General features: G+C 64.2%; 25 protein-coding genes and 1 pseudogene. 19 read left to right on the plus strand and 7 right to left on the minus strand.

The window, feature by feature from the left end:
- The first annotated feature begins 476 nt into the window (after positions 1-476).
- Entirely contained in the window at positions 477-2372 is a 1896-nt protein-coding gene (locus tag AC1DN9_RS26805) for an ATP-binding cassette domain-containing protein (protein WP_478105022.1), read from the plus strand.
- Positions 2373-2445: 73 nt separating this feature from the next.
- Positions 2446-4194, plus strand: a complete 1749-nt coding sequence (locus AC1DN9_RS26810) for a phospholipase D family protein (protein WP_478105024.1) — start codon at positions 2446-2448, stop codon at positions 4192-4194.
- 16 nt (positions 4195-4210) lie between these two features.
- On the opposite strand, the gene AC1DN9_RS26815 is transcribed toward AC1DN9_RS26810, so the two are convergent.
- Positions 4211-5638 (minus strand): aminotransferase-like domain-containing protein, encoded by a 1428-nt coding sequence (locus AC1DN9_RS26815; RefSeq protein WP_478105025.1) that lies wholly within the window; start codon positions 5636-5638, stop codon positions 4211-4213.
- A gap of 101 nt (positions 5639-5739) precedes the next feature.
- Here AC1DN9_RS26815 and AC1DN9_RS26820 point away from each other — a divergent pair, with 101 nt between their 5' ends.
- From AC1DN9_RS26820 to AC1DN9_RS26865, 10 genes and pseudogenes are all read left to right on the plus strand, one after another.
- Positions 5740-6339 (plus strand): LysE family translocator, encoded by a 600-nt coding sequence (locus AC1DN9_RS26820; protein ID WP_478105026.1) that lies wholly within the window; start codon positions 5740-5742, stop codon positions 6337-6339.
- Complete coding sequence (locus AC1DN9_RS26825) at positions 6336-7268, plus strand: DMT family transporter (protein WP_478105028.1); 933 nt, start codon at positions 6336-6338, stop codon at positions 7266-7268. The genes AC1DN9_RS26820 and AC1DN9_RS26825 overlap by 4 nt, the downstream gene beginning before the upstream one ends.
- A gap of 27 nt (positions 7269-7295) precedes the next feature.
- On the plus strand, positions 7296-8510 hold the full coding sequence (locus AC1DN9_RS26830) for an aminotransferase-like domain-containing protein (protein WP_478105029.1): 1215 nt from the start codon (positions 7296-7298) through the stop codon (positions 8508-8510).
- A gap of 25 nt (positions 8511-8535) precedes the next feature.
- Positions 8536-9177 carry a glutathione S-transferase family protein gene (locus AC1DN9_RS26835; RefSeq protein WP_478105031.1) on the plus strand — a complete coding sequence of 214 codons (642 nt, stop codon included), beginning with the start codon at positions 8536-8538 and terminating at the stop codon, positions 9175-9177.
- A gap of 5 nt (positions 9178-9182) precedes the next feature.
- Positions 9183-10085 carry a PhzF family phenazine biosynthesis protein gene (locus AC1DN9_RS26840; RefSeq protein ID WP_478105032.1) on the plus strand — a complete coding sequence of 301 codons (903 nt, stop codon included), beginning with the start codon at positions 9183-9185 and terminating at the stop codon, positions 10083-10085.
- Positions 10086-10094: 9 nt separating this feature from the next.
- Positions 10095-10781, plus strand: coding sequence for a VOC family protein (locus AC1DN9_RS26845; protein WP_478105034.1), 687 nt, complete (start codon positions 10095-10097; stop codon positions 10779-10781).
- 2 nt (positions 10782-10783) lie between these two features.
- Positions 10784-11416 (plus strand): LysE family translocator, encoded by a 633-nt coding sequence (locus AC1DN9_RS26850; RefSeq protein ID WP_478105035.1) that lies wholly within the window; start codon positions 10784-10786, stop codon positions 11414-11416.
- Positions 11416-12380, plus strand: a pseudogene (locus AC1DN9_RS26855) (threonine dehydratase). Before AC1DN9_RS26850 ends, AC1DN9_RS26855 begins: the two are co-directional and overlap by 1 nt.
- Positions 12381-12471: 91 nt before the next feature.
- Complete coding sequence (locus AC1DN9_RS26860) at positions 12472-13113, plus strand: response regulator (RefSeq protein ID WP_478105036.1); 642 nt, start codon at positions 12472-12474, stop codon at positions 13111-13113.
- 69 nt (positions 13114-13182) lie between these two features.
- Entirely contained in the window at positions 13183-13857 is a 675-nt protein-coding gene (locus tag AC1DN9_RS26865) for a histidine phosphatase family protein (protein ID WP_478105038.1), read from the plus strand.
- Here the strand turns inward: AC1DN9_RS26865 and cutA are convergent.
- The 3 genes from cutA to AC1DN9_RS26880 are packed head-to-tail and all read right to left on the minus strand — an operon-like array spanning position 13848 to position 14828.
- A complete protein-coding gene (gene cutA, locus AC1DN9_RS26870) occupies positions 13848-14180 on the minus strand; it encodes a divalent-cation tolerance protein CutA (RefSeq protein ID WP_478105039.1) in 333 nt (110 codons plus the stop codon). The genes AC1DN9_RS26865 and cutA overlap by 10 nt on opposite strands.
- A 24-nt stretch (positions 14181-14204) precedes the next feature.
- Positions 14205-14546 (minus strand): hypothetical protein, encoded by a 342-nt coding sequence (locus AC1DN9_RS26875; protein ID WP_478105040.1) that lies wholly within the window; start codon positions 14544-14546, stop codon positions 14205-14207.
- Positions 14547-14582: 36 nt separating this feature from the next.
- Positions 14583-14828, minus strand: coding sequence for a GlsB/YeaQ/YmgE family stress response membrane protein (locus AC1DN9_RS26880; protein WP_478105042.1), 246 nt, complete (start codon positions 14826-14828; stop codon positions 14583-14585).
- A 125-nt stretch (positions 14829-14953) separates the two neighbouring features.
- On the opposite strand from AC1DN9_RS26880, the gene AC1DN9_RS26885 reads away from it, so the two are divergent.
- Positions 14954-15583 carry a YbhB/YbcL family Raf kinase inhibitor-like protein gene (locus tag AC1DN9_RS26885; protein ID WP_478105043.1) on the plus strand — a complete coding sequence of 210 codons (630 nt, stop codon included), beginning with the start codon at positions 14954-14956 and terminating at the stop codon, positions 15581-15583.
- A gap of 20 nt (positions 15584-15603) precedes the next feature.
- On the opposite strand, the gene AC1DN9_RS26890 is transcribed toward AC1DN9_RS26885, so the two are convergent.
- Together AC1DN9_RS26890 and AC1DN9_RS26895 are read right to left on the minus strand one after the other, a co-directional pair.
- Entirely contained in the window at positions 15604-16422 is an 819-nt protein-coding gene (locus AC1DN9_RS26890) for a creatininase family protein (protein WP_478105044.1), read from the minus strand.
- A gap of 24 nt (positions 16423-16446) precedes the next feature.
- Positions 16447-17799 (minus strand): PQQ-dependent sugar dehydrogenase, encoded by a 1353-nt coding sequence (locus AC1DN9_RS26895; protein ID WP_478105046.1) that lies wholly within the window; start codon positions 17797-17799, stop codon positions 16447-16449.
- A 97-nt stretch (positions 17800-17896) separates the two neighbouring features.
- On the opposite strand from AC1DN9_RS26895, the gene AC1DN9_RS26900 reads away from it, so the two are divergent.
- The 5 genes from AC1DN9_RS26900 (at position 17897) to AC1DN9_RS26920 (ending at position 25312) form a co-directional block, all read left to right on the plus strand.
- Positions 17897-18640: an alanyl-tRNA editing protein gene (locus AC1DN9_RS26900; RefSeq protein ID WP_478105047.1), complete on the plus strand. Its 744-nt coding sequence runs from the start codon at positions 17897-17899 to the stop codon at positions 18638-18640.
- Between the two features lie 115 nt (positions 18641-18755).
- A complete protein-coding gene (locus AC1DN9_RS26905; protein WP_478105089.1) occupies positions 18756-20885 on the plus strand; it encodes a protein-disulfide reductase DsbD family protein in 2130 nt (709 codons plus the stop codon).
- 96 nt (positions 20886-20981) lie between these two features.
- Positions 20982-21671, plus strand: a complete 690-nt coding sequence (locus tag AC1DN9_RS26910; protein ID WP_478105049.1) for a thioredoxin family protein — start codon at positions 20982-20984, stop codon at positions 21669-21671.
- 51 nt (positions 21672-21722) lie between these two features.
- Complete coding sequence (gene hemE, locus AC1DN9_RS26915; RefSeq protein ID WP_478105050.1) at positions 21723-22826, plus strand: uroporphyrinogen decarboxylase; 1104 nt, start codon at positions 21723-21725, stop codon at positions 22824-22826.
- A gap of 371 nt (positions 22827-23197) precedes the next feature.
- Positions 23198-25312, plus strand: coding sequence for a primosomal protein N' (locus tag AC1DN9_RS26920; protein ID WP_478105052.1), 2115 nt, complete (start codon positions 23198-23200; stop codon positions 25310-25312).
- A 19-nt stretch (positions 25313-25331) separates the two neighbouring features.
- Here the strand turns inward: AC1DN9_RS26920 and AC1DN9_RS26925 are convergent, their stop codons facing one another.
- The gene (locus AC1DN9_RS26925; protein ID WP_478105053.1) at positions 25332-25541 is read right to left on the minus strand and encodes a hypothetical protein; all 210 of its coding nucleotides are present in this window, start codon (positions 25539-25541) and stop codon (positions 25332-25334) included.
- A 203-nt stretch (positions 25542-25744) separates the two neighbouring features.
- On the opposite strand from AC1DN9_RS26925, the gene AC1DN9_RS26930 reads away from it, so the two are divergent.
- Positions 25745-26437 carry a hypothetical protein gene (locus tag AC1DN9_RS26930; protein WP_478105055.1) on the plus strand — a complete coding sequence of 231 codons (693 nt, stop codon included), beginning with the start codon at positions 25745-25747 and terminating at the stop codon, positions 26435-26437.
- Positions 26438-26447 lie beyond the last annotated feature (10 nt).

Consider the following 26447-nt stretch of genomic DNA (forward strand, 5'->3'; position numbering starts at 1 on the left):
CAGCGAAGCCCTCTATTATTACACGCTTTTCAGAAGATCTGAAAAACTTTTTAAGCTTTTCTTTTCCCCCCTCCGCTCACCTCAACCTCGCTCCGAAGAACTCCTTCGAGATCCGTGTTTAGCGGAGCCTGCGATTATGACACGGTTTTTTAAAACCAGTCAAACCCTAGGGTTTTTGCTTCTTCGACCACTACTCTCAATCCGCTCCGAAGTGAGGCAGTCAGTCAATTCAGCTGAGCTTTCGATTATGCAGTGTTTTTTCAAACAACCTTCACATCGACTGCGCATTTTTCGACCTACTTGGCTCTTCCCCATGTAAGAGGGAAATCACCTGAACCGCCTTCGCGCTTTCAGCCGAGCCCACGAGTATATGCCATCCTTCGTCGCCTAGCGGAAGGCCATCCAGACTTGCGCATCGTCACTTCACTGCTGGCACAGGGATAGAGCGAGTTCCCCAATCCGATAATCCACTCCACATGGCACTCATCACTCTTCTCGATGCCCAACTGGCATTCGGCCACGTCCCGCTGTTGGATCATGCGGACTTCTCTCTCATTGAATCTGAACGCATCGGGCTGATCGGCCGCAATGGTGCCGGCAAGTCTTCGCTTCTCAAGATTCTCGGCGGACTGGAGAGACCCGACGATGGGACGCTTCAGGTTCAACAAGGACTGCGAGTCACTTACGTCGCGCAAGAGCCATCACTCGACATGGAGGCCAATGTCTTCACGGCCGCGAGTGCGGGCCTCGCCAACGTGATCGCCATTCGGGATCAATACTTGTCCGGTGCGCCCGGCGTCGATCTCGACGCGCTCCAGTCACAGATCGAGGCATTCGACGCTTGGAACTGGGAGCAGCGCGTCAACGAGACGCTGCACCGGCTGCATCTGGACGGGGCGGCACAGGTCGGCTCGCTTTCCGGCGGCACACGTAAACGCGTGGCGCTCGCGCAGGCACTCGTTGCGGCGCCTGCCGTATTGCTTCTCGACGAGCCGACCAATCACCTTGACCTCGACTCGATTGAATGGCTCGAACAACTGTTGATCGACTTCAAGGGAAGCGTGGTGACCATCACGCACGACCGGAGCTTTCTCAACCGAGTCGCCACGCGCATCGTGGAACTGGACCGAGGCAAACTGAGTTCTTATCCCGGCAACTTCGAGCAGTATCTGATTCAGAAAGAGGAGCAACTCGCGCAGGAAGCGGTGATCAACGCCAAGGCCGACAAACTGCTCGCCCAGGAAGAAATATGGATCCGCAAAGGCGTCGAGGCCCGCCGAACACGGAGCCAGAGCCGAATCGGCCGGCTCGAAGCACTCCGCGCCAATCGCGCTGCCAGGCGGGAGGTACTGGGGAGCGTCAACATGGACGTCTCATCGGGCCAAAACAGCGGGAAGATCGTTGCCGAATTGACCGACGCATCCAAGGCTTTCGGCGACAAGAAGGTGATCCGCGGATTCACCGGCACGATCCTGCGCGGTGACAAGGTCGGCATCCTCGGTCCCAATGGCGCCGGCAAGACGACACTGCTGAAGCTGATCCTCGGCGAACTGGAGCCCGACAGCGGGAAGATCCGCCGTGGAACCAACGTGCAGGTGGCCTACTTCGACCAGATGCGCAATGCACTCAACCTCGACGCGACACTGGAGGACTTCATCAGCCCCGGCAGCGAATGGATCGAGATCGGCAGTCAGCGCAAGCACGTCAAGAGCTACCTTGCCGACTTCCTGTTTTCGCCTGCACGTGCCCATTCACCCGTGCGTTCGCTCAGTGGCGGAGAACGCAATCGGCTGCTGCTGGCACGCTTGTTCGCGCGCCCGGCCAATGTGCTGGTTCTGGACGAGCCGACCAATGACCTCGACATCGACACGCTCGAGCTCCTCGAAGATTTGCTCCAGAACTACGACGGGACCGTATTCCTCGTCAGTCACGACCGAACCTTCCTCGATAACGTAGTCACGAGCACGATCGCGTTCGAAGGCGACGGCCGCTGGCGCGAATATGAAGGCAGCGTGCAGGATTGGCTGACCCAATCGAAGCGCGCACGAGAGATTGCCGAACAACGCGCCGCCGCGGTTGCGCCGGCACCTGCAGCACCGCCGCCCGCCTCTGCCGCACCTCAACGTACCGGAGCAAGGAAGAAGCTCAGCTACAAGGAACAGCGCGAACTCGAATTGCTCCCAACGCAAATCGCCTCCCTGGAGGAGGAGCAGAAACGCATCACCGAGATGCTGGAGTTGGACGGGGGCGCCATCTACGCGAACGATTCATCGCGGGCAGCCGAACTTGGCGAACGCCACGCCCGCATCGACGAGGAGTTGCTGGCGGCGCTCGAACGCTGGGAAGAACTCGGCGCTTTGGGCCCGGGTTAACGGCGTTCTTGTCTGACGCGCGGCAGCCGGCGGCCGCGCTTAGGATGCGCCGTCTAGGCTCTCCTGATGCTGCATGCCCTCATTCGTAACGCTTCGACGATCTGCCGCGACGGCCCTTCGCTTTTGCGTCGCATGCGGCCTTGCCTACTGCTTGTCCGCCTGCGCCGAGTTGCCGCAAGACGTTCAACGGCCGGTCTCGACCGCCCTGGCATCACCGACGGAGACGCCTTTGGCGGTGCTCGTGAAGCAACGCCGGGATGCTGCGGCAACCCGCTTCGACTCCGGCTTCCTGCTGATCGATGGACCTCAGGCCGCGTATGGAAGCAGACTGGCCCTGGTCCAGGGCGCGCAAAAGACGCTGGACCTCCAGTACTACGCGATCCACGCCGACGCCAGCACCGCCCGCTTGCTCCTGGGGGTGCGCGATGCAGCGCGGCGTGGCGTGCGTGTTCGCATCCTGCTCGACGACTTCCACAGTACCGGTCGCGATGCTCGTGTGATGCGGCTTGCCTTCGAGCCCAACATCGAAATGCGGATGTTCAATCCGCTGACCGGCGCGAGAGCATCGACTCTGGGACGCCTTGTGAGTTCGCTCGATGATGCATCGCGCGTCCAGCAGCGGATGCACAACAAGCTCTTCATCGCGGACAACGTCATTGCCGTTACCGGCGGCCGCAACCTTGGAGATGCCTACTTCGGCAACGACAAGAGCGCAAATTTCATCGATCTCGACGTGTTGGTGGCAGGACGCATCGTGCAGGACTTGTCGCGCAGCTTCGACGCCTACTGGAACAACAATCGCGCCTATCCGGTGCAATCACTCGTCTCGCGGGACGAACTCAACAAGATTCGCGATCAGGCACGAGCGGCTGACAAAGCAGAGCGCGAACGCGCGGCGTCCGGCGCCGCACCGCCTGAAAAAGCCAATGGCCCTGCCCCGACGGCCGAACAGCGCGCCCGTGCCTGGGACGAGAAGCCCATGGAGCTTCGCGATGCGACCTTTGTGTGGGCCCCCGCGGTCGTGCTGGTCGACAAGCCGGGCAAGATCCCTTTGGACGGAGCCAGTGCTGGGAACGCGGGCGCTCCGAACAAGGCTCCCGGCCTCGTGGTGATCGGCAAGGCGGGACGATCCCATCAGGTGCGCGCGAACAATTCGATCGATGCTGCAGCCAATGCGGCCCAAGATGGCGACACCGTCGTCGAAGGGCTTCTGCAACTGATCGGCCTCGCCCGACGCGACCTGCTGATCATTTCCCCCTACTTCGTCCCTGGTCCCGACATGATTCAGGCCTTCGCCGCTGCGCGAGCGCGCGGCGTCAGCATCCGGGTGCTCACGAACTCCCTCGCATCGAACGACGCGCCCGTCGCTCATGTGGGCTACGCGCGGCATCGCGAGGAGCTACTCGCGATGGACGTCGAACTCCACGAACTGCGCAGCGAGCAAGCAGGTCTGAGCAGCGCCTTCGGGGCGGGAAGCAACGTCTCCGGTGAATCACGTTCGATGCTCCATTCGAAGGTGCTGGTCGTAGATGGCCAGCTTCTGGTGGTCGGCTCGATGAATCTCGATCTGCGCTCGCAATTGCAGAACACCGAAATCGCGGTGCTGATTCGCAGCAGCGAGCTTTCGCAGACCGCGACTGACAAGATCGAGGCGGTGTTGCGCGAGGGCGCGTGGCATGTCGAGCGGCGCGACGGCCAGCTTGTCTGGCGGGCGCCGCAAGGCAGTGGACTGGCCGACGTCACTTCCGAGCCCGATACCAGCGCCGGCCTTCGCCTGCTGCTCAAGATGTTCGGGCCGCTCGCGCCGGACAAACTGCTCTGACCGCCGACCCCGGCGTCTAGAGCTGGTCCCTCACTCGCGTGAACACCCTCCAGAACCCTGCATCCTGGCCGGTGGCGAAATTGATTCTCATCAGGGTGGTCGGAGGGCGCCTCGCATGAAACAGCGAGCCGGGCGCGATCAGATAGCCCTCGTCCAGCATGCGCTGCGTCAATACATCGGTATCGACACCCGTGTCGAGCCACCCGAATAGTCCTGCCGGCTCCGACGCCAGCGTGCATCCCGCACCCAGCGCAAGCTTGACGGTACGGCCGCGCGCCCCGTCGAGGCGCAGTCGAATGCGCTCCGCGTGTCGGCGCAGTTGGCCTTGATCGATACACCACGCCAACGCGCGCTCGAACAAGGAGGGCGTGGTCAAGGTCGCGATCAGCTTGGTTTCGAGAAGACGCCCGACCATTTCTGATGAAGCCGCGAGGAAACCAATGCGCCAGTTGGGCGCGAGAATCTTCGCGAACCCGCTGACATAGATGGTTCGCTGCAAGCCGTCGAGCGCGCAGAGACGAGTCGCGTGCTCGGGCGCGAGATGGCTGTACGTGTCGTCCTCGACGATATGGAAATCATGCTTGTTCGCCAGCTGAAGCACGCGGTGAGCGCTGCCCGGCGACAGGCTGTACCCCGTCGGGTTGTGCAGCACGCTGACACTCACGAACAGCTTCGGCCTATGGCCTTCGCCAGCGCTGCAATAGCGCTCCATGACGTCCAGATCCGGGCCGTCGGTATGGCGTGGGACAGGCAGGATACGCATGCCTAGCGCTTCCAGTCTCGCGAACTCGAGCGCCCAGCCCGGCTCCTCGACCATCACGGGATCGCCCGGCCGCAACAAGGTCCGGCTGACGATGTCGAGTGCATGCGTGGCGCCGACCGTTGTCACAATCTGCTCGGGTCCCGCAGGCACATTGATGCGCGCGAGCTTGGTGGCCAGGCTGCGTCGCAAACCACTGTCCCCGGCGGGCTCGCCGTATTGCAGCGAGAACTCCTGCAGCGCCTTGGTATTTGTCACGCGGCGCACTGCGGCAGGCATGAATGTCGACTCCAGCCAATCGGGCGGAAAGACGCCCATGCCCGGCTGCGGCTTGTCGCTGGGCCGATGGAACATGCCACGGATCAGCATGCTGGCATCGGCCGCCACCGTCTGCACCGGCGGTTGCTGAGCGACGAAGGTCATGCTCAGTGATGCGGCCCCGGTAGTCGCCGCAGCCGAATCACGGACATAGAAACCCTTTTGGCGGCGCGCCTCGACAAGTCCCTGCGCAAGGAGCTGGTCATAGGCCGCAACCACAGTGTGCGGACTCACGCCCTGCTGGCGCGCGCATTCACGCACGGACGGCAGGCGCGCTCCCGGCGCCAGCAACCGGTTCCGGATGCGTTCGGCAAATCGGTCGGCGAGTTGGCCAGTCAGCGACTGGGTGGAGGTTCGTGTCAGCATGCGATCCGGGTTCTGTGTCGATCCTGAGACCAATACAGATTTCAAACATGTTCGAAAATCTGTACCGGAACTGTAATGGTCATCAGTTTAAAGTGTGGCCCATGAACTGGCAAGAATTCACCGCGCTGCTGGTACTGGCCACGGCGATGAGTTTCTCGCCCGGCCCTAACACCACGCTCTCTACGGCACTGGCAGCCAACGGCGGCCTGCCGCGCGCCATGCGCTTCGTGATTGCCGTCCCTGTGGGCTGGACGCTTCTTCTGATGCTCTGTGCGGCAGGCGTCGGGGCACTCGTGGTGGCCGCGCCGTCGCTGCGATGGGTCATCAAGGCGCTCGGCATCGTCTATCTGCTATGGCTTGCGTGGAAGCTCAGCGGCAGCGCCTCGCTCGCTCAGTCGAATGGCGAGCAACTCAGCGTCGGCTTCAAGCAGGGGGTTCTGCTTCAATTCCTCAACATCAAGGCGTGGCTGCTGGCGTTGACGCTGGTCGCAGGCTGGATCGCCGGTCAGCCCGATGCGCTGCACCGCTTCGCCATCGTGGCACCGGTCATGCTGGTCTACGCCTTCGCCAGCAACTTCAGCTATGCACTGGCTGGCGCGTTGCTGCGCAACTGGCTGGCGCAGGGCCGACGACTGCTTTGGTTCAACCGCGGCATGGCGGCTGTGCTGGTGCTCACCGCCTGGTGGATGGTCGGCGTATGAAGATCAAGGACGAAGCACTTGGCATGTGGCTCGGCGTGCTGGGCGTCGCGTTCTTCGCGGTGACGTTGCCAATGACGCGGCTCGCCACGGGTACGCAGGCGGCACCGCAGCTTTCACCCTGGTTCTTGACGCTGGGCCGCGCCGCTCTGGCCGGCGTCCTGTCTGTGATCTTCCTCCTGAGTACCCGCGCTCCCTTGCCGCGGCCGCATCAGTGGAAGGCACTGGCAATAGCGGTCATGGGCAATGCGATCGGCTTTCCGCTGCTGTTGGCCTATGCACTGCGCGTGGTCACCGCAAGCCACGCAGCCGTAGTCACGGCGCTCTTGCCGCTCGTGACGGCGGCGTGTGCGGCCTGGGTGCTGCACCAGCGAGCCAGGCTGGGCTTCTGGCTTTGCGCCATCGCAGGCAGTGGTCTGGTGGTGGTCTTTTCACTGCTGCGCGCGAACAACCAGGGCGCCAGCTTTGGGTTCGAATGGGCCGATGTGCTTCTGGTCGGAGCCGTGTTCGCAGCCTCGCTAGGCTACATCTACGGGGCGCAGGTCACGCCCGCACTGGGTGCCGAACGGGTCATCTGCTGGGTCTGCGTGCTGGCATTGCCGGTGACGCTGCCCGGAACGCTGTTGCTCTGGCCGCAACAGCCGGTGGCTGCGTCCGCTTGGGTCGGCTTTGTCTACGTCGGGGTGTTCTCGATGTGGGTCGGCTTCTTCGCCTGGTACCGCGGCTTGGCGATGGGTGGCGCGTTGCGCGTCAGCCAGACGCAATTGCTGCAACCTTTTCTTTCCATCCTCGCCGCCATTCCCCTGTTGGGCGAGCCGCTCGATATCGTTACGCTCGGCTTTGCTGCCGCGGTGGTCGCCACCGTGGTCGCGGGGAAGAAGCTTTCGCAACCGCGGGCCCCTGCTGCTCTCGCCGCTGCTGCTTCGCGATAGCGATTCATACATTCACGGAGTCATGACATGAACTGGAAACTCGCCGCCCGCGCCGAAAAGATGAATCCTTCGGTGATTCGCGAAATTCTCAAGGTGACCGAACGCCCCGGCATCATCAGTCTCGCCGGCGGCCTGCCGTCGCCGAAGACTTTTCCGATCAGCGCCTTCGCCGAGGCCTGTGCCGAAGTTCTGCACAAGGACGGTCAGGCGGCCCTGCAATACGCGGCCAGCGAAGGTTACGGCCCCCTGCGCGAAGCGGTCGCCGAAATGCTGCCCTGGAGCGTGGACCCCGCGCAGGTGCTGATCACGACCGGATCGCAACAAGGGCTGGATCTGATCGCCAAGGTGCTGCTCGATCCCGGCAGCCGTGTGCTGGTCGAGACGCCGACCTACCTCGGCGCGCTGCAGGCCTTCTCGCCGATGGAGCCCGAACCGGTCAGTGTCGCGAGCGACGACGACGGCGTGGTGGTCGACGACCTGGTCGCCAAGTCGAAGGACGCACGATTCGTCTACCTGCTGCCCAATTTCCAGAATCCCACCGGCCGCACGATGACCGAGGAACGCCGCGCGGCGGTGTCGGCCGCTGCGGCAAAGGCCGGCCTGCCCATCGTCGAGGACAACCCCTACGGCGAACTCTGGTTCGACGAAGCGCCGCCATTGCCGCTCACAGCGCGCAACCCCGACGGCTGCATCTATCTCGGTTCGTTCTCGAAGGTGCTGGCACCCGGCCTGCGACTCGGCTTTCTGGTGGCGCCCAAGGCCATCTATCCAAAGTTGCTGCAGGCCAAGCAGGCTGCCGATCTGCACACGCCGAGCTTCAACCAGCGCATGGTGTCGGAAGTGATGCGGGAAGGCTTCCTGAGTCGCCACGTGCCGACAATTCGCGCGCTCTACAAGGGCCAGCGCGATGCCATGCTCGCCGCACTCACGCGCGAAATGAAGGGCTTGCAGGTCGAATTCAACAAACCGGCCGGCGGCATGTTCCTGTGGCTGCGTCTGCCCGAAGGCATGAACAGCGTCGAGCTGCTGCCCAAGGCGGTCGAACGCGGCGTGGCATTCGTTCCGGGCCTGCCCTTCTACGCCGGCGAAGGCGATCCGCGCACGATGCGTCTGTCTTTCGTGACGGCGAGCGTCGACGAAATCGACACGGCCATCACAGCGCTGGCCGAAGCAGTTCGCGAGCAGCTTGCGCACAACGCGGCGGCTGAGGTCCAGCGTCAGTTGGCCGGCAGCCCCACCTGAGATAGCCTCGCAAAGGTACTCCGACATGCTCAACATCTGGGGGCGCATCAGCTCCATCAATGTACGCAAGGTGGTCTGGTGCGCGCAGGAACTCGGCCTCGACTTCCAGCGCACCGAGGCCGGCGGGAAATTCGGCGTGGTCCAGACGCCCGAATACCTCCGGCTGAATCCGAATGCGCTGGTACCGGCCATCGACGACGGCGAGGGCGAGGACCGCGTCATCCTCTGGGAATCGAACGTGATCGTGCGCTACCTCTGCGCGAGGCACTCCATGGGGAAGCTTTATCCCGAACCTCTTGCTCAGCGTTTCGATGCCGAGCGGTGGATGGACTGGCAGCAGACCACGTTGAATCCGGTGAGCGGCGGCGCGTTCAAGCAATGGATCCGGACGTCGGCATCACAGCGACAGCCCGAGGTGATCGAGTATTCGGTTCGTGCGACGGAGCCCCTGTTCGCGCTGCTGGATGCCCATCTCGCCACGCGCGCATACATGCTCGGCGATCAGTTCACGATGGCCGACATCCCGGTCGGCTGCGAAGCGCACCGCTGGTTCGGTCTGCCGCAAACCGAATACACGCGTCCGTCCTGGCCCCATGTCGAGCGATGGTTTGCCGATCTGCGCAGCCGGACGGGCGCACGCGGCGTGCTCGACCTTCCGCTTGAATGACACCGATGAAAACCCGCCCGTTCAAACAAGTCGACGTCTTCACGTCGGCGCCCTACTTCGGCAATCCCCTCGCGGTCGTGCTCGACGGCACCGGACTCGACGACGAGACGATGCAACGCTTCGCGGCGTGGACGCATCTTTCCGAAACCACTTTTCTGCTGCCCCCCACCGAGCCCACGGCCGACTACCGTGTGCGCATCTTCACGCCGGGTGGCGAATTGCTCTTCGCGGGTCATCCAACACTCGGTAGCTGTCACGCGTGGCTGCAGGCCGGTGGAAAACCCAAAGCCGGCAACCGCATCGTGCAGCAGTGCGAAAGCGGACTGGTGCCGATCCATCGCGACGGTGATCGCCTGACCTTCGCCGCGCCACCGATGCGGCGCAGCGCACCCAGCCCGACGATGCTGGCGAAGGTGGCAGGAGCGCTCGGCATCCGAGCCCCACAGATCGTCTCGTCGCAGCTGCTGGACAACGGCACCGTCTGGCTTGGCCTTTTGTTGAACGATGCTGACACCGTGCTCGCGTTGAAGCCCGACCATCGCGCGCTGCACGAACTCGGCCACAAGATCGGCGTCGCCGGCATCTCTGCCAGTGAATCGCCCCAGTTGATCACGCGCTCGAATCGCGAAGCACGTGCCTTCTCGCGGTCCGAAGAGTCGGCCGCCGGCATTGAAGTACGCGGTTTTGCGGCGCCGGTAGGCATCGAGGAAGACCCGGTCACCGGAAGCTTCAACGCCAGTCTCGCCCAATGGTTGATCGCCGACGGCCATATGCCCGAACGCTACGTTGCGACCCAAGGCCAGGTCCTGGGCCGCGACGGGCGTGTCCATGTGATGCGCGACAGCGACGGCCAGGTGTGGGTCGGCGGCGACTCGGTCACTTGCATCGACGGGAGCGTGACGCTCTAGGTTTCCACCATGAAAGCGCGAATCGACCATTTGGTGATCGCGGCCCACGCCCTCGAAGAGGGTGTGCGGTGGTGCGAGGCAACCTTCGGTGTCGCGCCCGGCCCCGGCGGCGCGCACCCCCAGATGGGCACGCACAACCGCTTGATGAAGATCGCAACGGCGGATTCGCCGCGCGTCTATCTGGAAATCATCGCGATCGATCCCGCTGCACGATCGACGCGGCCCACTGGCCAACAGCGATGGTTCGACCTCGACGACGCGGCATTGCAGGCGACGCTGGCGCGTGATGGGCCCCGACTGGTGCACTTCGTGGCGGAAGTTCAAGACATCGATGCCGCCGTCCAGGCCCTGAATCAAGAGCGGCTCGACCGCGGCCAGGTGATCGAGGCGTCGCGCGATACGGTGGCCGGTCGCCTGTCGTGGCAAATCACCGTCCGCGACGATGGTCAGCGACTTTTCTACGGCGCATTGCCGACACTGATCCAGTGGGGCCCCGTTCACCCCAGCGACAGCATGACTGAATCCAGCGTCACGCTGCGTTCGCTGAGTCTTGCGCATCCGCGTTCAGTGGATCTCGGCACCGCCCTTCGCGCAATCGGCCTTTCCGGCGTGTCGCTGGTCAACGGCCCTCCCGATCTTCATGCCGTGTTCGACACACCGCACGGCACCGTCACGCTTCACTCCCGAGGAATTTGATCATGCTGACTGGCTCCGAACTCGCCTGGTTCACCGTCGCCGCGCTCTTGCTGGTGCTGACGCCCGGCCCCAACATGATCTACTGCGTCTCGCGCGCCCTTTGCCAAGGCCGTGCTGCTGGGCTGATTTCGCTCGCCGGCGTGCTGCTCGGATTCGTGGTGCACTTGATGGCGGCGGCGCTTGGCCTCACCGCGCTGTTGATCGCCGTCCCCTTCGCATTCGATACGATCCGCCTGCTCGGTGCCGCCTACCTTCTGTGGCTCGCCTGGCAAGCGTTGAAGCCCGACGGCATTGCACCTTTCGAGGCGCGACTGCTGCCGCACGATCGGCCGGCAAAGCTCTTCACCATGGGCTTTCTGACCAACGTGCTGAACCCCAAGGTGGCGATGTTCTACCTGTCCTTTTTCCCGCAGTTTCTGCATCCGGACCGCGGCTCCGTGCTGCTGCAGAGCCTGGCACTCGGTGCCGTGCAGATCCTCGTGAGCGGCGGGATCAACGCGCTTTTGGTTTTGGGTGCGGCGAGCATCACGACCTTTCTTTCGAAGAGCAAGGGCTGGCTCCTCGCGCAGCGCTACGTGATGGGCAGCGTTCTCGGTGCACTCGCGGTTCGCATCGCGCTGATCGATCGCAAGTGATGAAGTTCAGCCGCGAAGAGATCGAATCCGCGTTGCATACCGTCCATGCGGCGATGCCGCCGACGCCACAGTACGCCTGGCCGCTGCTCGCGCAGCGCCTGGAGTGCACGGTCTGGACGAAGCACGAGAACCACACGCCCACCGGCGCTTTCAAGCTTCGTGGCGGGCTCACCTTTTTCGAGACACTGGCGCGCGAACACCCCGAAGTACGGCACGTCGTCAGCGCCACGCGCGGGAACCACGGGCAATCGGTCGGCTTCGCCGCTCAGCGTTACGGCATCGCCGCCACCATCGTGGTGCCTATGGAAACTCGGTCGAGAAAAACGCCGCAATGCGAGCGCTGGGCGTGACGCTCGTTGAGCACGGCGACGAATTCCAGACAGCGAGCGAACACGCCGCCCTCCTGGCCAAACGCGACGGGATGTACCGCATCCCGTCCTTTCATCGTGAACTCGTGCGTGGCGTGGCAACCAGCTGGGTCGAATTCTTCGAGGCGCTGGCGCCTGCACCGCCGGATGTTCTCTTCTTGCCGATCGGCCTGGGTTCCGGATTCGCCGGTGCCGCGGCCGCCCGTGCGCATTGCGGCGTCTCCACCCGGCTGATTGGCGTCGTCTCGTCTCACGCGACGGCTTATCTCGACTCGTTTCGAGCCGGAACGGTGCTCGAGGCGCCCGTCAGCACCCTTCTGGCAGACGGCATGGCGTGCCGCACGCCGGTCCCGGAGGCGCTGGACGTGCTGCGGCGCGAGGCCGACGACATCGTCTCTGTCAGCGATGACGAAATCGCCGTGGCGATGCGAACTCTTTTTACCGACACCCACAACGTGGCGGAGGGCGCAGGCGCAGCGGCCCTGGCTGCCGCGATGCAGCAGCACGAGCGTTGGCGCGGCAAGACGGTCGGCATCGCGTTGTCAGGCGGCAACGTCGATGCATCCGTGTTCGCGGACGTCATCGCCGGGTCCTGATCAGGCGCTGTGCCCGCACTCGGGCATACTTCCTCTGACTGACAGCGGTACTACAATTTCCGCTCCAACCTTCAACCAACATTGGATCGCCATGAAGAAGCGCGTCATCGTCGCTGACGACCATCCAATCATCAGGGCCGGCGTGCGAATGGTGTTGAAGGACGCCCTGGACGTCAATGTCATCGCGGAAGCTGATTCGCCTGAGGCGCTGTTGGCCGTGCTGAGCGAGACACCCGCCGATTTGCTGATCACCGATTTTTCGATGCCGAGCGCCGAGGAGGCCGACGGCCTCGGGCTCGTTCAACGCATCCGCCGCCTGTATCCCGACCTGCCGATCATCGTGCTCACCATGATGAGCAACGTAGGCGTGCTCGGTGCCATCCTTGCCACCGGCGTGCGCGGCCTGATCGACAAGTCCGCGGGGATGAACGAGATATCCATTGCGGTCCAGGCCGTAGGGCAAGGCCGGGACTACGTCAGCACCACATTTCGGCAAAGCCTTCTGCAAAGCCAATTCAATTCCGAAGCGGGCGCATCGGCGCGTCTTTCGCCACGCGAGGGCGAGGTTCTTCGACTCTTCGCTTCCGGCCTGACGGTGTCTGCCATCGCAGAGCGCCTTTCACGCAGCGTGAAGACAGTCAGCCGCCAAAAGTCCGATGCCATGGCCAAGCTCGGCCTCAAGAGTGATCTTGAAATCTACGTCTTTGCGCGCGAGCACAACCTGATCTCCTGAGCCGGATCAGCCACTCGGCGGTCGCCCCGGTGACGCGAAGATTCGGCGTCCCTTGTCAGAATCAGCCGCATGGGAACCCTTTATCTCGTGCGCCACGGACAAGCCAGCTTCGGCGCGGCCGACTACGACAACCTGAGCGAACTGGGCAAGAAGCAGTCGGTTCGCCTCGGCGAATACTGGCGTGAGCGCGGCATGCAGTTCGACGCCGTCATCACCGGCACGTTGAAGCGCCATCGGCAAACCTGGGAAGGCATCGCCGAGGGATTGGGATTGAAGCGCGACGACGTCCTGCCCTGGCCCGGCTTGAACGAATACGACAGCGAGGCGGTGATCGCGACCATCCATCCGGGCAAGCTGGAGCGAGCCGACACGCCTGAGATGTACCGGCACCATTTCCGCCTGTTGCGCCAGGGACTGGACAGCTGGATGCAAGGCCGGACCGCGCCAGTGGGCATGCCGAGTTATGTCGACTTCCTGGCCGGCGTCACCAGCGCGTTGGACCACATTCGCGACCACCACCACGGCGCGAAGGTGCTGGTGGTGTCGAGCGGCGGCCCGATCAGCACTGCGGTCGGTCACGTGCTGGGGACGAGTTCCGCAACGACGATCGAGCTGAACCTGCGCATGCGCAATTCTTCCGTCACGGAGTTCGCGTTCACGCCCAAGCGCCACATGCTGGTGACCTACAACACGCTGCCGCACCTCGACGGGCCCGCCTACGAAGACTGGGTGACCTACTCCTGAGCGGGCAGGACGCAGCCCGCTTCGACCCAGCCCAGATAGTCGGCCGATCCGCCGGCGATCGGTACTCGGATGATCTCCGGCGTCTCGTAGCTGTGACGTTCACGGATGAAGGCCTCGAGCGCCGCGTAGCGCGCGTCGACCGTCTTGATGTGGAGCACCCATTCGGGTTCGCGATGCAGCGCGCCCTGCCAGATGTAGAGGCTTCGAACACGTTGGATCTGGACGCAGGCCGCCAGGCGCGCCTCGACGACTTCCGCCGCCAATGTTTCGGCTTCGTCTTCGGTGCCGAGGCTCGTCATCACGATGCAAAAAGCGGTATTCATGCGCACCTCCATGGGCCCCTTTCCCTACCCCTGCCAAACGCCGTATCCGGCCTCGCGCAGTGCAATACCGAGTTCGACCTCCATGTCACGCGCAGCCTCGTAGGGCATGGGGTTGTACATCGCATAGAGGGCCGGCAGCAAACGCAATCCGTGATCGCGAACGAAGCCATTGGCCTGGATGCCTGCCTTGTGCTTGTCGAAGCGTACGTCCGGATCGAGACCTGTCATTCCGACATAAACGAAGGGCATGCCGAGCTTGTAATCGGGATTGGCGCGTCGAAACCGCGCCGCGTTCCAGACTCGGTCGTCAAGCTCGACCACGTACACATGGTGGTGATGGCGACTTCGTGTCTTGCGAACCGGCATGCCTGAGTCCAACGGCGGTGTCGCCGCCGCGCCAACTCACTTGCGTTTGATCAGGCCGTAGAGGAACAACAGCACGATCGCGCCGAGTACCGAGGCGATGAATCCCGCCCCCTGCCCCGCCGTGTACCACCCCATGGCCTGCCCCACATAGGTTGCGATCAGCGAGCCGGCGATGCCGATCAACGTGGTCACGATGAAGCCGGCCGAGTCGTCGCCGGGTTTGATGGCGCGCGCCACAAGGCCCGCGACAAAGCCAATCAGAATGGTCCAAACGATGCTCATAGGATTCCTTGGCTGGAGTGGCTGAAGTGGCGCCCGCCGACGAAAGTGACGGTGGAGTTTTCATGATAGCGCCGTGTCCCGCGGCGTCCTACACACGTTTCGTCGCACGAGCGCTATATAGACGGATGCTCGAAAAACTCCCCGATGCGATCGGGCACGCACTGCACGACGTGCGGGCCGGACTCGACCAGGTCGCGTTCAATACGCTGGGCCTGCGCCAGGGCATGGCGTCGATCAAGGTCGCGAGCCTTGCCTTCGCCGACCACGCACCGTTGCCGTCGCGCTATACGGCCGACGGCGAGGGCGAGTCGCCTCCGCTGCACTGGCTCGACGTTCCGACGGCGTCAGTCTCGCTGGTGCTGCTGGTGGAGGACGCGGACTCGCCGACGCCCCATCCCCTGGTCCATGCCATCGCGGTCGATCTGCCGGGTGCCGATGGGGGGTTGCCTGAAGGTGCGCTTTCGCGTGACGATGACGAAGGCACGGTGGTCCATGCGGGCCTCAACTCCTATCTTCAGGCGACGTGGTTGCCACCCGATCCGCCGCCGGGCCATGGTGTGCATCGCTACGCGTTCCAGATCTTCGCGCTGGGGGCCGCGCATGAGTTTTCGGCAACACCGGGCCGTGACGAAATCTTCGACGCGCTGAAAGCGCATGCAATCGCGAGCGGCTTGCTCATCGGCACCTGCGAGCGGCCCGACGGCTCCATCAAGATCAAGGATTTCGCGCCGACAGGCCCTTTGGCCGCGGGCTGAAATTCGTTGCCTTTACGCCTTCAAGACAACGGCTCGGTGTTTGCCGTCGTCAACGGCAGGCGCGCCACTTCGGTCAACAGGGCGGCGAGTTGCCCGGCGGCCGCATCGATCAGCGCCTGGCCCTTTTCCGCGGTCGCAGCGGCGGCGTTGCCGGCGGCGCCTTCGGGGTTGTAGTCCTCCATCGCCCAACCCAGCTTGGCGCTCCGGCCGTTGCCGAGGATCGAATAGTCGGCAGCGCGCTGGCGCGAGGTTGAGTCGAAATCGCGGGCTGCTTCCATGGCGACGTGATCGGGCGCGAGGGCCAGCATCATCGAGGTTTCCATCTCGCCGGCATGGACGCCGAAGCGGTGCTCGTCGGCGCTGAACTGCGCGCCGGCATCGCCGAGCGACAAGTTGAACCAGCTCGCGCTGTAGACAATGAGACCGTGCGTCGCCCGCAGTTCGCGCGCAACGATGTCCATGGCGCCGACATGCCCCCCGTGGGCATTGAAGAGCACCAGCTTTCTGACGCCGGCACGCGCCACGCCCGCGCCGATCTCGCTCCAGAGCCGGATCAGCGTCTCGGACGACAAGGTCAGGGTGCCGGCAAAGCGCGCATGCTCCGGGCTCAGGCCAACCTGCTGGGTCGGCAGGAAAAGCACCGGCAGGTCGACGGGCAGCAGCGGAAGCGCAGCCGCCACGATGCCATCCACCAGGGTCGAGTCCACGCAGAGCGGCAGATGCGGACCATGCTGTTCCGTCGCCCCGAGCGGCAGCACCGCGACGGTCGTCGCCGGATCGAGCGCGCGAAAGTCGCGCGTCGTGAGTCGAGACCAGAAGCGGCTGGCGGGGGCTTTCATCCGGGCGATCTTAGTGCCCCGGAATCATTTCTTCCTGGCGACCCGCCACACCGCGTTGCCGACGTCGTCTGCCACCAGAAGCGCGCCGCTCTGGTCCAGCGCGACGCCGACCGGCCGTCCCTGGGCTTTCTCGTCGGCATTCAGAAAGCCGGTGAGGAAGTCGACCGGCGGCCCGCTGGGACGACCGCCAGTGAAGGGCACGAACACAACCTTGTAACCGGCAAGGGGTTTGCGATTCCAGGACCCATGCTCGCCGACAAACGCCCCGCTGGCGAACTGCGCGGGCATCCCGCGCGGGCTCGAGAAGGCGATTCCCAGAGGTGCCCGGTGCGAGCCGAGGGCGTAGTCCGGGGCGATGGCTTTGGCGACCATGTCCGGCCGCTGCGGAATCACGCGAGCATCGACGTGGCCGCCGTAATAGCTCCACGGCCAGCCATAAAACGCGCCATCCTTCACCGAAGTGAGGTAATCCGGCACCAGATCGCTGCCGAGCTCGTCTCGCTCGTTGACGACCACCCACAGAGTCTGGGAATCTGGCTCCCACGCCGCCGCCACGGGGTTGCGCAGGCCGCCGGCAAAGAGGCGCTTCTGACCGGTCTTCACATCGACTTCCCAGATCGCGGCACGCCCTTCCTCGGCCGGAATCCCGTTTTCACCGATGTTGCTGTTGGAGCCGACGGTGACATAGAGCTTGGAGCCGTCCCCGTTAGAGACGACGTCTTTCGTCCAATGATGATTGATGCCTGCCGGCAGATCGGTCACCCGCGTCGGTGTGGCCGCAATGCGCGTCTGGCCATCGGCATACGGCACCTTCACCAGCGCATCCGCATTTGCGATGAACAGTTCGTTGCCGACCAGGACCACGCCGAACGGCGAATTGAGGTTTTCAATAAAGACCTGCCGCACGTCGGCCACGCCGTCGCCATTGGTGTCTCGCAGCAGCGTGATCCGATTGGCGCTCGGCACGCCGGCGCCGGCGCGGTTCTGGACCACGTGCTGCACCTTCGCCCTGATGCGCGCAATCACTCCGTCTCCACCGTCATGGCTGCCCTCCGGCGCAGGCGGTTTGTTGCTCTCGACGACCAGGACGTCGCCATTGGGCAACGTGTAGACCATGCGGGGGTGGTCGAGCCCTCGGGCCAGCGCTGTCACCGCAAAGCCTTCGGGAGCAGTCGGGCCCGCGGTGTCCGTCCAGCCGATGGCCGGCGCGATCTTGAGCGTGGGAATCAGCGTCGTGACGGGCGCCGGCAATTCCGGTTTTGGGCCAATGCCGGCGTCGGGCGGCAGTTTCGCGGCTTCGCCGCAGGCACTCAGCAAGATCGCGGCAGCCAGCGGGATGATGGTGGCGCGGGCGGAAATACGGAGCATGGCGTTCATGGTTGTATCTTGATGCATTCCGGGCATCCGACTGTCGGCGACGGGCGCTTTTGGCCGTGGGCACACCCCGTCGTGGCGGCGCCGCTACCATCGGGCGATGACCGACGATCTTTTCCGCGCAGATGCCTATCTGCGCGAGTGCGAAGCCCGCGTCCTGCGCATCGAGGAAGGTGGCATCGTGCTCGACCGTACCGTGTTCTATCCGCAAGGCGGCGGCCAGGCCGGCGACAGCGGCTGGCTGGCACTCGGCGACGGACGCCGACTCGCAATCACCGACACGCGCAAGGCCAAGGATGCAGAGGGCAAGCCGACCGACGACATCCTGCATGTGCCGTCGACCGAACAGTCCGAAATCCTGGACATGTTGAAGCCCGGCGACACGGTGGCAGCACAGATTGACTGGGAACGCCGCCACAAGCTGATGCGCTTCCACACCGCGACCCATCTGCTGTGCCACCTGGTGCCGCAGCCGGTCAACGGCTGCTCGATCACGCCCGAGTACGCGCGGCTGGATTTCCACATGACCGAGCCGCTGGACAAGGAGGCGCTCACTGCCGGGCTGGCGCGCTTGGTCGCTGCCGGACATCCCCTCGCGGTAGGCGCGATCACAGACGCCGAACTGGATGCCAACCCAGCCCTGGTCAAGAGCATGAGCGTGCAACCGCCGCGCGGTACCGGCACCGTCCGGACGATCCGGATCGGCGAAGCCGAGCAGATCGACTTCCAGCCCTGCGGTGGAACGCACGTCGCCAATACGCGCGAGATCGGCGCCGTCGTCGTGACCAAGATCGAGAAGAAAAGCGCCAACAGCCGGCGCGTGGTGCTCGGATGGGCGACCTGATTTCCTCCCGGAACTTCGCCTTGAACACCCGCTCGGACTGACCGGCATGGCATTTTTCTACTCTCCACGTCTCGCGGCCCTTGGGTTCACAGCGCTTTCAGCGCTCGCCGTCAGCATGCCGGCGACGGCGCAGTTGGCTTCCAAGGTCGGTTCGGTCGTCACGACACCCCATGTGCGCGCCGAACTGGTCGCGCATGCGCCCGACGGCGTCTCGGCCGGGGCACCGGTCTGGGTCGGGCTGCAGATCACGCACCAGCCCGAATGGCACACCTACTGGAAAAACGCAGGTGACTCCGGTCTCCCTACGGAGCTCGCGTGGTCGCTTCCGCCGGGCGTTTCAAACGGCGATATCGCTTGGCCGGTGCCGAGAAAAATTCCGATCGGCAATCTCGCCAACTACGGCTACGAGGGCACGGTGCTGCTGCCCGTGCCGCTCACGGTGGCCCCGGATTTCAAGCCTTCAGCCACGCTCACCGGCTCGGGCGAACTTGACGTCCGGCTCAAGGCATCCTGGCTTGTCTGCCGCAAGGAGTGCATCCCCGAAGAGGGCGAATTCCAGCTCAAGTTGCCGCTGCAAAGTTCGACCGCCCTTCACAAGAGCGAATTCGAAGCGGCATGGGCAGCGCAGCCCGCCCCTCTCGCAAAGCCGGGCGAGATCGCCGTTGATGGCGACAAGCTGCAGGTTCGCCTTGAAGGCCTGCCGGCATCCGCTCACGGCAAGACGCTGGAATTCTTCCCTGAAACCGGCGAGGTCATCCGCACGTCGGCGGTTCTCGGAAAGGACTGGACGCAATCGTGGGAGGGCGGGACCTGGACCGCGACCGTGCCGCTCGCCGAGCAACGCAGCGCCAGCCCCACAGTGATGCCGGTCGTGGTCGCGCTCTCCGAAGCCGACCGGCAACCCGGCCAGCCTATAGCGTGGCGCGCCGAGGCACCGGTCAGCGGCAATTGGCCCACAGGCGTCGCCAAGGCACAGGTTTCACCGGCCCTTCAGGCGGCCCTCGATGCCAACACCAGCGCGCCGTCACCGACGCGCCCTTCCGGATCGCTCGTCATTGCGCTGATCGGCGCCTTGCTGGGAGGCTTGCTCCTGAACCTCATGCCCTGCGTCTTTCCCGTGCTGGCCATCAAGGTTCTCAGCTTCACCCGGCATGCAGAAGATCAGCGAGGCCACCGCATGGCCGCGCTCGCTTATGCCGGCGGCGTGATCCTGTCCTGCCTCGCATTGGGCGGCGCGATGCTGGCGCTGCGCGCGGCGGGAACTCAGCTCGGCTGGGGTTTCCAGTTGCAGTCGCCCGCAGTCGTGGCGGCGCTAGCGGCGCTGTTCACGCTGATTGGCCTCAACCTCGCCGGCCTGTTCGAATTCGGCAACATCGCGCCGCCCTCGCTCGGCGCGGTGCAGGCGCGGCATCCCGTGGTCAACGATTTCCTTTCGGGCGTGCTTGCAGTGGTGATCGCATCGCCTTGCACGGCGCCTTTCATGGGCGCGTCACTGGGTTTCGCGATCGGACTGCCCGCAGGGGAGGCGTTGCTGATGTTCGGCGTGCTCGGCTTCGGTCTGGCACTGCCCTATCTCGCCGCCGGTTTCGTTCCGGCCGTCGCGCGCCTGTTGCCGAAGCCGGGCGCGTGGATGGACACGCTGCGGCGCCTGCTCGCGTTCCCGATGTTCGCCACCGTCGCATGGCTGGTCTGGGTGCTGGGGCAGCAAAGCGGCATCGACGGCGCGGGCGCGCTGCTCGGCCTGCTGGTGTGCCTGGCCGCCATCGTGTGGGCGCTGACGCTGCAAGGCCGCACGCGAGTCGTGTTGACCAGTGTCGTCGTCGCAGCGACTGCCGCGCTGACCGTCGCAATCGGCGGAAATGTCGTCAGGACCGCCGAACCCGCCACCACCACCGCAGCCGCAGGCGAACGGTGGCAGCCCTGGTCCGTCGAGCGGGTGGCGGAAATCAACGCAGCCGGTCGCCCGGTGTTCGTGGATTTCACCGCAGCCTGGTGCGTGACCTGCCAATACAACAAGAGAAGCACGCTATCCGACGACGCCGTGCTCGCAGACTTCGAAACGAAGAACGTCGCGATGCTCCGCGCCGACTGGACGCGCCGCGACCCGGCCATCACCGCCGCGCTGATGGCCCTGGGACGCAGCGGCGTGCCCGTTTATGTGCTCCAGGCGCCCGGCAAGGCACCGGTCGTGTTGACTGAAATCCTGAGCAAGAATGAGGTGCGGGCGGCGCTGGCGGCGCTTTGACCACTACGGCCGTACGGGTTGTCACAAGCGGTTGAAGAATCCGTTCTAAGCTGTGGTGGTTGTTAAGTATTTATCCATTGGAGGTCAAAGCTGACCATGTCGCCATCGTCATCTTCAGAGTCCCGCTCCTATCGTGCCGCACGCCAGGCCAGAGCCGCCTTGAACCGCGCTTCGCGCCGTGCGGTCATGACCGCCGCTGTCGCGCTCGGCGCCACTTTCCTCATGACCCAGGCCATCGCGGCCCCCGCTGTCGGCCAGCAAGCTCCCGATTTCATCGCCGTCGACACCGCCGGCAAGCAGCACCGCCTCTCCGAATTTGCCGGCAAGTATGTGGTGCTCGAATGGACCAACCCCGGCTGCCCCTTCGTCCGCAAGCACTATGGCAGCGGGAACATGCCGGCCACCCAGAAGGCGGCAACGTCCAACGGCGTGGTCTGGCTGGCCATCAACTCGACAGAGCGCGCCGCGAGCGACTACCTGAAACCGCTGGCACTTGATGCCTGGATGCACGAACACGCGGCCGCACCGACCGCCGTTCTAATGGACGAAGACGGGGTGATCGGTCGGGCCTACGGTGCGCGCACGACGCCGCACATCTTCATCGTCGATCCCAAGGGGACGCTCGTCTACGCGGGCGGCATCGACAGCATCGCTTCGGCGCGACCGGACGACATCAAGACGGCCACCAACTACGTGAACCAGGCGCTGGGCGAAGTCTTCGACGGCAAGACGATCAGTGCCGCGACGACGCGTCCCTACGGCTGCTCGATCAAGTACAAGACCTGAGGTCGTCCTGAGTCCAGGGGCCTGCGGCCGTCCCCCTGCGACAATCGCAGGATGCCTTTCGCCCCCCTGAAGAACGACACCTTCCTGCGCGCCTGCTGGCGACAGGCCACCGACCACACGCCCGTCTGGCTCATGCGCCAGGCCGGGCGGTATCTGCCGGAGTACGTCGCCACCCGCGGCAAGGCGGGCAGCTTCATGGGGCTGGCGACCAATGTCGACTACGCGACGGAAGTCACCCTGCAGCCGCTCGAGCGCTATCCGCTCGACGCTGCCATTCTCTTCTCCGACATCCTCACGGTGCCCGATGCGATGGGGCTCGGTCTTTCGTTCGAGGCTGGCGAGGGGCCACGCTTCGCGCGTCCTGTGCGCGACGAGGCGTCAATTTCCGCGCTCGCCGTGCCGGATCTGGACAAGCTGCGCTACGTCTTCGATGCGGTCACCTCGATCCGCCGGGCGCTGGCCGGACGCGTGCCGCTGATCGGGTTCTCGGGCAGCCCGTGGACCTTGGCCTGCTACATGGTCGAAGGCGCGGGTTCGAGCGATTACCGGCAGATCAAGACGCTGCTATACAGCCGCCCAGACCTGATGCACAGGCTGCTGGCCGTGAACGCTGACGCTGTCGCCGCCTATCTCAATGCACAGATCGCTGCAGGTGCTCAAGCCGTCATGGTGTTCGACAGTTGGGGCGGCGTGCTGGCCGATGGCGCGTTCCAGGAATTCAGCCTGGCCTATACCGCGCGGGTCCTGGCCCAGCTTCAACGCGACGGCGCTGACGGCCGGCCGGTGCCGCGCATCGTGTTCACCAAGGGCGGCGGGCCTTGGCTGGAAGACATGCGTGACCTCGACTGCGAGGTTTTGGGCCTGGACTGGACGACAAATCTCGGCAAGGCACGCGCGCTGGTCGGCGAAGGGCCCGGCGGCAAGGCGTTGCAAGGGAACATCGATCCGAACGTGCTGTTCGCGCCGCCACGGCAGATCGAATCTGAGGTGGCAAAGGTGCTGCAGAGCTTCGGCCGGCCACACGCCGACGCTCAAGGCACCGGTCCGACCCACATCTTCAATCTGGGTCATGGCATCAGTCAGTTCACCCCCCCGGACCACGTCGCCGCGCTCGTCGATGCGGTCCACGCGCAGTCCCGCGCGCTTCGCACTTGAGCAGATTGTTATCAGTTGTAAACAGTGAGAGGGACGATCCGCCGTTTGTCAAGGGGCAAAAAGCGTGAGGAGGGACTGACTTATGCACAAAACATCTGTTGCGGTGCGCAAAAAAATTTAAGGTCCGATCGCCGGTGCTCCTAAAGCGATAGCGAAGCTAAGTCGTTGATTCATATGGATTTTGAACTTTGCTTTTTTTACGAGCATTCCAGCCGAAGCCTTGATTTTCAAGGGCTGCCGGCGTGTCAAGGCCCGATATCAACAAAGTTATCCACAGAAAATCTGGACTGACCGCAAAGCGCATCAAAATCAACAACTTAGGTCGTTTTGCTCAAAGTCGCTTTAACAAACACCCGTAGCGGAGACCGCCCTTGAAATGGCGCGTCGACGTTGCTGTGCAGACTCCGGCGCACAGCGCACTAGGGGATGTCCTTAGTTACGCAAGTGGCGCGCCGGTGACGCCGGGTGCCTTGGTGCGCGTGCCGCTGGGCCGCCGCGAGGTGCTCGGGGTCGCTTGGGCGACGCATACCAAAGAAAACGGGGACGGCGCGCCGACCATTGAACTGAAGCCCGTGAGCGCGGTACTCGATGCGCTCCCGCCCCTGGGCGACGCCTGGCGCGATCTGGTGGCGTTCGCGGCGCGCTATTACCAGCGCTCTCTGGGCGAAATCGCGCTCGCCGCATTGCCGCCGCAGCTTCGAGACCTGACGGCCATGCAGTTGGCTCGGCGCCTGAAGCGAAAGAGCGGATCGACATCGACGGTCGCCAGGGCCCAAGCCCCAACGCCGGTGACCCTCAGCGACGAGCAGATCGAGTCCCTCGCAAGATTCGACGCTGAAACCGGCCCCTTCTTGCTCTTCGGCAGTACCGGCAGCGGCAAGACCGAGGTCTATTTGCGCGCCGTCGCGGCGCTGCTGGAACGCGAACCGGAGGCCCAGGCGCTGGTCATGGTGCCCGAGATCAACCTCACACCGCAGCTCGAAGCACGCTTCAAGGAGCGCTTCGCAAGCCGCTTCGGCGTCGACGCGGTCGTCTCGTTGCACAGCGGAATGACGAATCCACAACGTCTTGCGAGCTGGCTCGCAGCGCACAGCGGCGCAGCTCGAATCGTGCTCGGGACGCGCATGGCGGTCTTCGCCTCGATGCCCGCGCTGCGACTCATCGTGGTCGACGAAGAGCACGACCCCAGCTACAAGCAGCAGGAAGGCGCGCGCTATTCCGCACGCGACCTGGCTGTATGGCGCGGCCGCCGCGAGAACATCAAGGTGATACTCGGCTCGGCCACTCCTTCGCTGGAGAGCTGGCACCAGAGCCGGCCGCCTTTGGGCGAAGACACGGGCGGACGCTACGCGCGTCTGGCCATGCCCTCGCGCATCGGCTCCAGCTTGCTGCCTACAGTGCGGCTCGTCGACATGAACCTTCAGCCGCCGAAGACGGTCCTGTCCGGGGCATTGCTCGATGCCATCGGCCAGCGCATCGCGCGCGGCGAGCAGAGCATGGTGTTCCTCAACCGCAGAGGCTATGCCCCGGTGCTGGCATGCGGCGACTGCGGCTGGAAGAGCGAGTGCCCCCACTGCAGCGCCTACCGCGTGTTCCACAAGATCGATCGCACGCTGCGCTGCCATCACTGCGGCTTCACCGAGCGCGTGCCGCGTGCGTGCCCGGCCTGCGGCAACCCCGACATCGCGCCGGTGGGCCGTGGCACGGAACGGCTCGAAGAACACTTGGGCGAACTTTTCGCGCCGATCCGGCGGCCGGACGGAAGTGCGGTGCGCATCGCCCGGATCGATGCCGATAGCACGCGCAAGCAGGGTGCCCTCGAATCACAGTTGGCTGCAGTGCATGCGGGTGAAGTCGATGTACTGGTGGGCACACAGATGATCGCCAAGGGACACGACTTCAGGCGCATCACGCTGGTGTCCGCAATCAACCCCGACGGAGCGCTGTTTTCGAGCGACTTCCGCGCGCCCGAGCGGCTGTTCAGCCTGCTCATGCAATCGGCCGGACGCGCGGGTCGCGATGCGGCCTACCTGTCGTCGCAAGGTGCGACCGCGGAAATGTGGATCCAGACCCATCACCCGCAACATCCGCTCTTCGCCGCATTGCGCCGCCATGACTATTCCGCCTTTGCCCAACGCGAACTCGAGGACCGGGCCGCCGCCGGCATGCCGCCGTTCGCCTTTCAGGCGCTCCTGCGGGCTGACGCCCGAACCCAAGAGATCGCCCAGGCATTTCTAGGTGCAGCGAGCTTGGCGGCAGAGGACCTGCCCGGGGCAGATCGGGTCACGCGCTACCCCGCCGTTCCGCTGGCGATCCAGCGCGTGGCCAATGTGGAGAGGGCGCAGATGTTGATCGAGAGCCAGTCACGCACAGCCTTGCAGCGATTGCTCGCAGGCTGGCAACCCCTCTTGCATGAATTGCGGCGCACCCCCGAAGGCAAGGGGGTCATCCGATGGCTGGTCGACGTCGACCCGCACAGCATCTGATTGCCAGCAACATCCGAGCTCAAAGCAGCCCGACCGGCTCCTTGCCCATTTCAACGTACTGCAGGCTGGAGCGTCGCCTTCGATGCGCGGCACCCGGCCACAGCAGCAACACCACGCTCAACAGGTAGGTAGCGAGCGCCGCACCTGTGCCCAGCGCGCCCGTATGCCACAGCCAAGTGACAACGGCGAGCAAGACCAGACAAAGTACCCCTCTCATCAAGGTCGTCATCTCAACTCTCCCGATCAAGAATCCACTTTACAGTGACTTTGAGAACCTAAGCATTATTCATAAGCAATATTTGGCACTATCACCTTCTTGCAGAACATGCTGCGTAAGAAATACCCCCAAACAGGGCTTGACGATGCGCAGAGGCGATGTCAAATCTAGGGAAATGGCGGGACTCATTTCGAGTCTTGCAAAGGGGTGGAATCGTGAAATCGCCGTTCGGAGTACTGTGGGTTCTGTCGCTCGCATGTCTGGCCTGGGGGGCGCGAGCGGCTGACTTGGAACTGGAAGGCGACCGACTGCTGGTCAGCGGCATGCTCGACGGCAGCGCCATCAAGGCGTTCGAAGAACACCTTGTCAGTGGCCGGGTGCGGACCGTGGTGTTCGAAAACTCCCTGGGCGGCACGCCGGAAATCGCCAGCGATTATGCGCGCGCAATCCGGACCACCGGTGTCAATACAGAAGTCAAGGGTCAGTGCCAAGCCGCCTGCGCCTATGCATTCCTGGCGGGCAAGGAGCACCGTTTCGGGCGCGGCTTCCAGGTCAACGGCTTGCTCATTCCGATTTCAGGACGTCCGCGTCCCGCCGATCTGACAAGCCGCTGGAATGGGGAGGACAGCTTCCGGACGTTGTCCGAGTTCATGGGCGAGCACACCGCACCCGGACAGGATCCCACCGCCGCTGCCACAGCGACGTCCGCTCCCGCCACGGCGTCCCCCGCCGCCGCGCCGAGGGAACGCTGGCAACCGAATCAGGGCGTGCTTTTCGTATCCACGCCGACGCTGTTCGGCCGCGTCTACAACAGCTTCTATTGCGACGGCACGCAGGGGCGCGACATGTCGCGTTGCGAATTGCTCTCCGATGCCGATCCCTACAAGCTGGGCGTCCTGACGCCTTAGTGCGAATCCT

Source organism: Variovorax sp. 05L425, assembly GCF_056397705.1.